Below are 7,519 nucleotides of genomic sequence, written 5' to 3'. Positions count from 1 at the left end.
AGAAAATAGCCAAATCAATTCAAAGAAACCGAGCGGGTTTAAAAGATCCTAACAAACCAATTGGTTCCTTTATATTTTTAGGCTCTACAGGCGTGGGAAAAACGCAATTGGCTAAAGTGTTAGCTAAAGAATTATTTGATTCTGAAGAGGCTTTAGTGCGAATCGATATGAGTGAATATATGGAGAAATTCGCTATTTCACGTTTAGTTGGAGCACCTCCAGGCTATGTTGGCTACGAAGAAGGTGGTCAATTAACCGAAAAAATTAGAAGAAAACCATACGCTGTTGTTTTATTAGACGAAATTGAAAAAGCCCATCCCGATGTTTTTAATATGATGCTTCAAGTTTTAGACGATGGTTTTTTAACAGATAGTTTAGGGAGAAAGATCGATTTTAGAAACACTATAATTATTATGACTTCTAATATTGGGGCGCGTCAATTAAAAGATTTCGGACAAGGTGTTGGTTTTGGAACGGCTGCTAAAACAGCTCAAGCAGACGACTACAACAAATCGGTAATTGAAAATGCTTTGAAAAAAGCGTTTGCGCCTGAATTTTTAAATAGAATTGATGATGTAATTGTATTTAATAGTCTAGAAAAACATGATATTGATAAAATTATCGATATTGAAATGGAAAAACTTATTTTACGAATTAAAGACTTAGGATATACGTTTACCATTTCTGAAAAAGCAAAAGATTTTATTGCTGAAAAAGGTTTTGACAAACAATTTGGAGCACGACCATTAAAAAGAGCCATCCAAAAATATGTAGAAGATGCGCTTGCCGAAGAAATAATAACTTCAAAAATACACGAAGGTGATGAAATCTTTATGGATTTAAACGAAGATTCACAAGAACTAATTGTAACAGTAATGAAAACAGAAAAACCTGCTAATTAGCAGGTTTTTCTTTATAATTAAATATGAAATAAATATTTTAAATTATTTATTTGCATAAGATAATCTTCCTATAATTCCAGGCATTTTTTTACCTTGTATGTCATAAATTGCTTTTATCCACATCGGAAATAACATTGGAACAACTATAAATGAAAGTTTATTGAACTCCCAAGCTCGTTCAAAATCAAAATGAATGAAATGCATTACTGCTTTTGTCATACCACAAGCATAACAAGGAATGTTTGCAAGTTGTACAGATAGACACACACTTTCTCCTTTATCGAAAAAAGTAGCTGGCAAAAACAATAACACAATTGGAGCTACAATTGTTACTACATTAGATGTGTAAAAAAATAATTTAGAAAACATTTTTATTATAGCGTTTTAGAATAACTTCCGTTTTTAGGTTGTAAATTACCTGTAATGATTCTGATTAAGTCAATTAAAGACCATACACCACAACCACCTAAAGTAAGTAATTGAACAACACCTTGCCAAGTGTATCCTAAATAAAATCTATGGATTCCTAATCCACCTACTAAAGCAACAAGTACTAAAGCAATAATTTGACTTTTACCATCACCAGCAATCGCAGGAGAAGATAATTCATCTTCTTGGTTTTCAACAACTACAGTTGTGTTTGTGTTGTTAGAAGTAGTTCTTTGAACTGGGAACGATGCATAAGTAGCTGTTAACGTTCCAACCATCAGCATTAAAGCTGATAAAAATAATTTGATTTTCATAAAAAAAATGTTTTAGATTTACACAAAAATAATAATTAAACTCAATATGCAATGAAAAACCTAAAATATTTTTTACAATTATTTTCTCTGTTTTCCTTAACTAATTATGCTCAAGTAAATTATGAATTTTACGGCGCTTTAAAATTAAACGGAAACGACAAAACAATCATCACATACAGATTGGTTTTTACGGAACAAAACGGTAAGATTAGTGGTTATTCCGTTACTGATTTAGATGGAGCACACGAAACAAAGAACGTAATTAGTGGTTCATACGACAAATCAAAAAAGCAATTTTCATTTCAAGAGAAAGAAATATTGTATACAAAATCAAAATTTGATGAAAATTCGTTTTGTTTTGTGAATTTTTCTGGAAAAGTAAAATTAGTGGAAAATACAAGTAAATTAGAAGGTGCTTTCAAAGGTTTATTTAATAATAAAACCAAATGTATTGATGGCACAATGTCTCTAATTGGTAGTAATAAAATTTATAATTTAGTAAATAAAGTAAATAAGAAATTACAAAGCTCTAAAAAAATAGATGCTAAAACCAAAAGCGAATCCAACCCAATTAAACTAATTGACAGCTTAAAAATAAATAAATTAAGTACAAATCAAAATTTAAATGTATTTTGGGAATCTACAATTTTGAAATTAGATATTTGGGATAATGGACAAGAAGATGGCGATATTATAAACGTATATCATAACAATAAATTGATTTTATCTGAATACTCAGTTACCAATAAAAAGAAAACAATTAATATCACATTAATTGGAAAAAACGATATTTTCAAAATTGTAGCTGTAAATGAGGGAAAGATAAAACCCAATACAGCAAAATTAGAACTTCACGACAAAAATAGAAGTTTTGAATTATTAGCTACTTTGAATAAAGATGAAGAAGCTTCAATAACAATCATAAAAAAACCTGCTAATTAGCAGGTTTTTTTTGTACAAAATTATCTAAATTAGAATGTATATGCAACAGATAGTGCAATATTAGTATTGTTTACTTTATATGATGGTACATCTTTTGAAATATTTGATAAACCAGATGTATATCTTACACCTGCACCAATGTTTTCAGTAAAGTTATAACCAAAACCAAAATTTAAACCAAAGTCAGTAGAATTATAATACTTTTTAGCATCAACAGATTCTGAAGTTCTTTCTGTTGTTGTACCTAAAGTCCCTGTAGTTTCAGTATCTGACTTAGCACTCATTAGAAAACCAATCTGTGGACCAGCTTCAATATATAATTTTTCTGTAGCATAATATTTAGCCATTACTGGAATATTTAAATAATTCAGTTTTTCAGTTGACTTTTCAGTAAAAGATATACCTAATTGAGTATATGAAATCTTAGATTTTGCTCCTTGAGCAGAAAATAAAAGCTCAGGTTGAACCGCAAATTTGTCTGAAATTTTAATTTCAGCATAACCACCAATTTGGAAACCAGCTTTAGTAGATGCTCCTTCAAGATCTCCTGCAAAGTTAGATAAATTTAAGCCAGCTTTAGCACCGTACTTAACCTCTTGTGCATTAGCAAATGCAAAACCAAAAACTGCAACAGCAGTTAAAAATACTTTTTTCATAAATTATTTGTTTTAAATTAAATTTGAGGCTGCAAATATATAAATATTTTTCTTTTTTAAAAAAAATTATTTTTTCAAAAATGGCATTTTAACCACTTTTGCTTTAATATCTTTATTTCTAATTTTAATATAAATTTCAGAATCTGGAGTTGCTAATGCTGTTGGAACATATCCCATTCCTATTGCAATTCCTAAACTTGGTGATTGTGTTCCAGAAGTTACAATTCCTACTACATTTCCATTAGCATCTGCAATTTCATAATCGTGACGAGGAATGCCTCTATCAATCATTTCAAAACCAACTAATTTTTTAGAAACACCCGCTTCTTTTTGTTGTTTCAAGTTTTCTGAATTGGTAAATTCTTTTTCGAATTTAGTAATCCAACCCAAACCAGCTTCTAAAGGAGAAGTAGTATCATTAATGTCGTTTCCGTATAAACAGAATCCCATTTCTAATCGTAAAGTATCTCGAGCCGCTAAACCAATTGGTTTAATTCCGAACGCAGCCCCAGCTTCAAAAACTTTTGCCCAAATAGTAATTGCATCTTCGTTTTTAAAATAAATTTCAAAACCGCCAGAACCCGTATAACCTGTTGCAGAAACAATTACATCTTGTTTTCCTGCAAATTCACCAATTTGAAACGTATAATATCCCATATTTAGCAAATCAATTGAAGTTAAACTCTGCATCGCTTCAGCAGCTTTTGGTCCTTGAATGGCTAACAAAGAGTAACTGTCAGAAAGATTTTGCATCTCTACTCCTAAATCATTGTGTGATGAAATCCAATTCCAATCTTTTTCAATATTAGAAGCATTTACAACTAACATATAATGATTGTCTGCAATTTTATAAACAATTAAATCATCAACAATTCCACCTTCATTATTTGGCAAACAAGAATATTGTGCTTTTCCATCTACTAACTTAGAAGCATCATTAGAGGTTACTTTCTGAATTAACGCCAATGCATTTTCTCCTTTTAAGAAAAATTCTCCCATATGAGAAACATCAAAAACCCCAACTCCAGTTCTTACCGTTTCGTGTTCTGCGTTTACTCCTTCATATTGAACAGGCATATTGTAACCTGCAAACGGAACCATTTTTGCTCCTAAACTTTCGTGAATAGCTGTTAATGCTGTATTTTTCATTGTACGTTTTTATAAAATTTAAAGTTGCTAATATATTGAAAATTCTTAAAATTACGCCCTAATAATCTTAAAAGTTTAGCCACGAATTTTCGAATATATAACATTAAAATAATCGTATCGACTTAGTCGATTAATAATTCGAATTTAATATTTAACCTTTAGGAATAAAATAGTAATTCGATAATTCGAGGCAAAAAAATAATGAGATTGAATCATTCTTAAAATAATATTGTTTTAATACTGAAAATAGTTGCATTTTAGAATTTGTTTGTAGAATTTTGACAGCTAAAACAAAATCGTATGCATTACATAGATTCATCAGTACTTACTATAGAAAAAGTTAGAGAAATTATTTTTGAAGGAAAAAAATTAGCACTTTCAGAAGAAGCTATCTCAAAAATAGAACGATGCAGAACGTATTTGGATGAAAAAATGGCTTCAAATGATAAAGCTATTTACGGAATTAACACTGGTTTTGGTTCGTTATATAATATTAAAATTTCGACTGAAAATTTAACCAAACTTCAAGAAAACTTAATGAAATCTCACGCTTGTGGTACTGGTGATGAAGTACCTCACGAGATTGTAAAGATAATGTTGTTATTAAAAATTCAATCTTTGAGTTACGGACATTCAGGTGTACAATTAGTAACCGTTAACCGATTAATTGATTTTTACAATAATGATATTTTACCTGTAGTTTACACACAAGGTTCATTAGGAGCAAGCGGCGATTTATCACCTTTAGCACATTTATGTTTGCCGTTAATAAATGAAGGCGAAGTATATTATGACGGTTTCCGTCAACCAGCGCATAAAGTATTAGAAAAGTTAAACTTATCGCCTATTACATTAAAATCAAAAGAAGGTTTAGCGTTGTTGAATGGCACGCAATTTATGAGTGCTTACGGTGTGTACAATTTAATTCAAGCGGATAAATTAGCGCATTTAGCAAACATTGTTTCCGCAGTTTCTTTAGAAGGTTTTGATGGAAGAAAAGAGCCATTTAATGAATTAATTCATTTAGTTCGACCACATAATGGGCAATTAGCAACAGCAGCTCATATGTTAGAATTATTAGAAGATAGCGAAATTATCGCACAACCTAAAAAACACGTACAAGACCCGTATTCTTTTAGATGTATTCCGCAAGTTCACGGTGCCTCTAAAGATGTAATTGACCACGTAAAAAAAGTATTTACTACCGAAATTAATTCGGTAACAGACAATCCTAATATTTTTGTTGTTGAAGATGAAATTATTTCTGGTGGAAATTTTCACGGACAACCTTTAGCGATGGCTTTAGATTATTTAGGAATTGCTTTAGCAGAATTAGGAAGTATTTCGGAAAGAAGAACGTATCAGTTAATTTCTGGTTTAAGAGAATTGCCTGCGTTTTTAGTCAGTAATCCTGGATTAAATTCAGGGTTTATGATTCCGCAATATACAGCGGCGAGCATTGTTAGTCAGAACAAACAATTAGCAACTCCTGCAAGCATAGACAGCATTGTATCAAGCAACGGACAAGAAGATCATGTAAGTATGGGAGCAAATGCAGCTACAAAAACATTAAAAATTGTTGAAAATTTAGAACGAATAATAGCTATTGAATTATTTAATGCTTCACAAGCTATCGAATTTAGAAGACCTTTAAAATCGAGTGATTTCATTGAAATGTTTGTTAAAACCTATCGTGAAGAAGTGCCTTTAGTTACAGATGATAGAATATTACATTACGATATTGAAAAATCAATTCAGTTTTTGAAGAGTTTTCAGGTGGAAATAAATTAATCCTTATTTCGTTTCGGTCTTTTTACTAATTCACCTTGGCAATTTGGACAAACATTTGCCATTTCTGTAGCGCACGATTCACAAAATGTGCATTCATAACTGCAAATACAAGCTTCTGATTGCATATTTAAAGAAATAGTGCATTTCTCGCAAGTTGTTTTGTATTCTAAAGCCATTATTTATTTTTTACTAAATAAATCATAATTGCAGCACCAAAGATAATTTCTAAAACCACGCCAGTATTAAAGATTAATGTTGCACCAGGCCAATGCATAATTTTAAATAAAGCACCGAAAGCCACAATAAAACTACAAGTGATAAGTATAAGTAATAATTTTTTGAAATTGTTTTGCATTTTTTACTTAAAGTTTTTTTCAATAGCTTTTATCATTTCACCGGCAATATCTTTTTGAGTAGCACCTTCAATTCCTTCAAGTCCTGGAGAGGAATTTACTTCTAATAACAAAGGTCCTTTTGAAGATCGAATAATATCTACTCCAGCCACTTTTAAATTCATCGCTTTAGCTGCTTTTATGGCAATTCTTTTTTCATCAGCGGTAACTTTAACTATGGATGCCGTACCACCTAAATGAATATTTGCACGAAATTCGCCAGGTGCAGCTTCTCGTTGCATAGCAGCTACTACTTTTCCGTCTACAACAAATAAACGTAAATCTTTTCCGTTAGCTTCTTTAATAAATTCTTGCACTAAGATATTAGCATTCAAACTTTTAAATGCATTAATAACCGATTCGGCGGCTTTTTTAGTTTCTGCTAAAACGACACCTTTTCCTTGTGTTCCTTCTAATAATTTCACAATTAATGGCGAACCACCTACCATTTTTATTAAATCGTCAGTATCTAATGGTGAATTTGCAAATCCTGTAGTAGGAATATCTACGCCATTGTTTAGTAATAATTGTAAAGAAAATAACTTATCTCGAGATTGAGTGATGGCCGCAGCATTGTTTAAAGCATACACTTTTAGTGCTTCAAATTGTCTGGTTAGCGCACATCCGTAATACGTCATACTTGGACGAATACGAGGGATAATGGCGTCAAAATCTTTTAAAACCAAGCCGCCACGATAATGAATTTCAGGATTTGAAGCACTTAACTTCATATAACAATATTTGATGTTTAAAAAATGCATTTCGTGTCCACGCATTTCTCCGGCTTCAATAATACGTCGGTTGCTATATAAATCTGGGTTACTTGCTAATAATCCAATTTTTAATCCTTTTTTTTCAGGTTCACTATAATAAAATTCTTTTAAACTTTCTGTTGTTGGCTGACCTAATTCAAACTTTTTTTCGGGGTCAACTATCAATCTTCC

General features: G+C 31.0%; 10 protein-coding genes. 3 read left to right on the top strand and 7 right to left on the bottom strand.

Annotation, left to right across the window (positions count from 1 at the left end):
* The coding region (locus tag ACIQ11_RS07475; RefSeq protein ID WP_396154046.1) for an AAA family ATPase at positions 1-902 on the top strand (902 nt) is incomplete at its 5' end.
* Between the two features lie 42 nt (positions 903-944).
* Here ACIQ11_RS07475 and ACIQ11_RS07470 read toward each other — a convergent pair.
* Positions 945-1,271 carry a DUF2752 domain-containing protein gene (locus ACIQ11_RS07470; protein WP_396154045.1) on the bottom strand — a complete coding sequence of 109 codons (327 nt, stop codon included), beginning with the start codon at positions 1,269-1,271 and terminating at the stop codon, positions 945-947.
* Positions 1,272-1,276: 5 nt separating this feature from the next.
* Complete coding sequence (locus ACIQ11_RS07465; protein ID WP_396154044.1) at positions 1,277-1,645, bottom strand: TM2 domain-containing protein; 369 nt, start codon at positions 1,643-1,645, stop codon at positions 1,277-1,279.
* 51 nt (positions 1,646-1,696) lie between these two features.
* Between ACIQ11_RS07465 and ACIQ11_RS07460 the strand changes: the two genes are divergently transcribed.
* Positions 1,697-2,587 (top strand): hypothetical protein, encoded by an 891-nt coding sequence (locus ACIQ11_RS07460; protein ID WP_396154043.1) that lies wholly within the window; start codon positions 1,697-1,699, stop codon positions 2,585-2,587.
* Positions 2,588-2,616: 29 nt separating this feature from the next.
* On the opposite strand, the gene ACIQ11_RS07455 is transcribed toward ACIQ11_RS07460, so the two are convergent.
* Positions 2,617-3,243, bottom strand: a complete 627-nt coding sequence (locus ACIQ11_RS07455) for a porin family protein (RefSeq protein WP_396154042.1) — start codon at positions 3,241-3,243, stop codon at positions 2,617-2,619.
* Positions 3,244-3,309: 66 nt separating this feature from the next.
* Entirely contained in the window at positions 3,310-4,392 is a 1,083-nt protein-coding gene (gene gcvT, locus ACIQ11_RS07450) for a glycine cleavage system aminomethyltransferase GcvT (RefSeq protein ID WP_396154041.1), read from the bottom strand.
* Between the two features lie 300 nt (positions 4,393-4,692).
* On the opposite strand from gcvT, the gene hutH reads away from it, so the two are divergent.
* Complete coding sequence (hutH, locus tag ACIQ11_RS07445) at positions 4,693-6,183, top strand: histidine ammonia-lyase (RefSeq protein WP_396154040.1); 1,491 nt, start codon at positions 4,693-4,695, stop codon at positions 6,181-6,183.
* On the opposite strand, the gene ACIQ11_RS07440 is transcribed toward hutH, so the two are convergent.
* From ACIQ11_RS07440 to rimK, 3 genes are all read right to left on the bottom strand, one after another.
* Positions 6,180-6,359 (bottom strand): DUF1272 domain-containing protein, encoded by a 180-nt coding sequence (locus tag ACIQ11_RS07440; protein ID WP_396148501.1) that lies wholly within the window; start codon positions 6,357-6,359, stop codon positions 6,180-6,182. The genes hutH and ACIQ11_RS07440 overlap by 4 nt on opposite strands.
* On the bottom strand, positions 6,359-6,538 hold the full coding sequence (locus ACIQ11_RS07435; protein WP_396148499.1) for a hypothetical protein: 180 nt from the start codon (positions 6,536-6,538) through the stop codon (positions 6,359-6,361). Before ACIQ11_RS07435 ends, ACIQ11_RS07440 begins: the two co-directional genes overlap by 1 nt.
* A 3-nt stretch (positions 6,539-6,541) precedes the next feature.
* Positions 6,542-7,519 (bottom strand): 30S ribosomal protein S6--L-glutamate ligase (gene rimK, locus ACIQ11_RS07430; protein WP_396154039.1); only part of this gene is annotated, 978 nt, incomplete at its 5' end.

Origin of the sequence: Flavobacterium sp. (assembly GCF_044361065.1) — a bacterium.
Taxonomy (GTDB): domain Bacteria; phylum Bacteroidota; class Bacteroidia; order Flavobacteriales; family Flavobacteriaceae; genus Flavobacterium.
The sequence above is the reverse complement of the archived record's forward strand: the minus strand, read 5'-3'. Positions and strand labels throughout refer to the sequence as shown.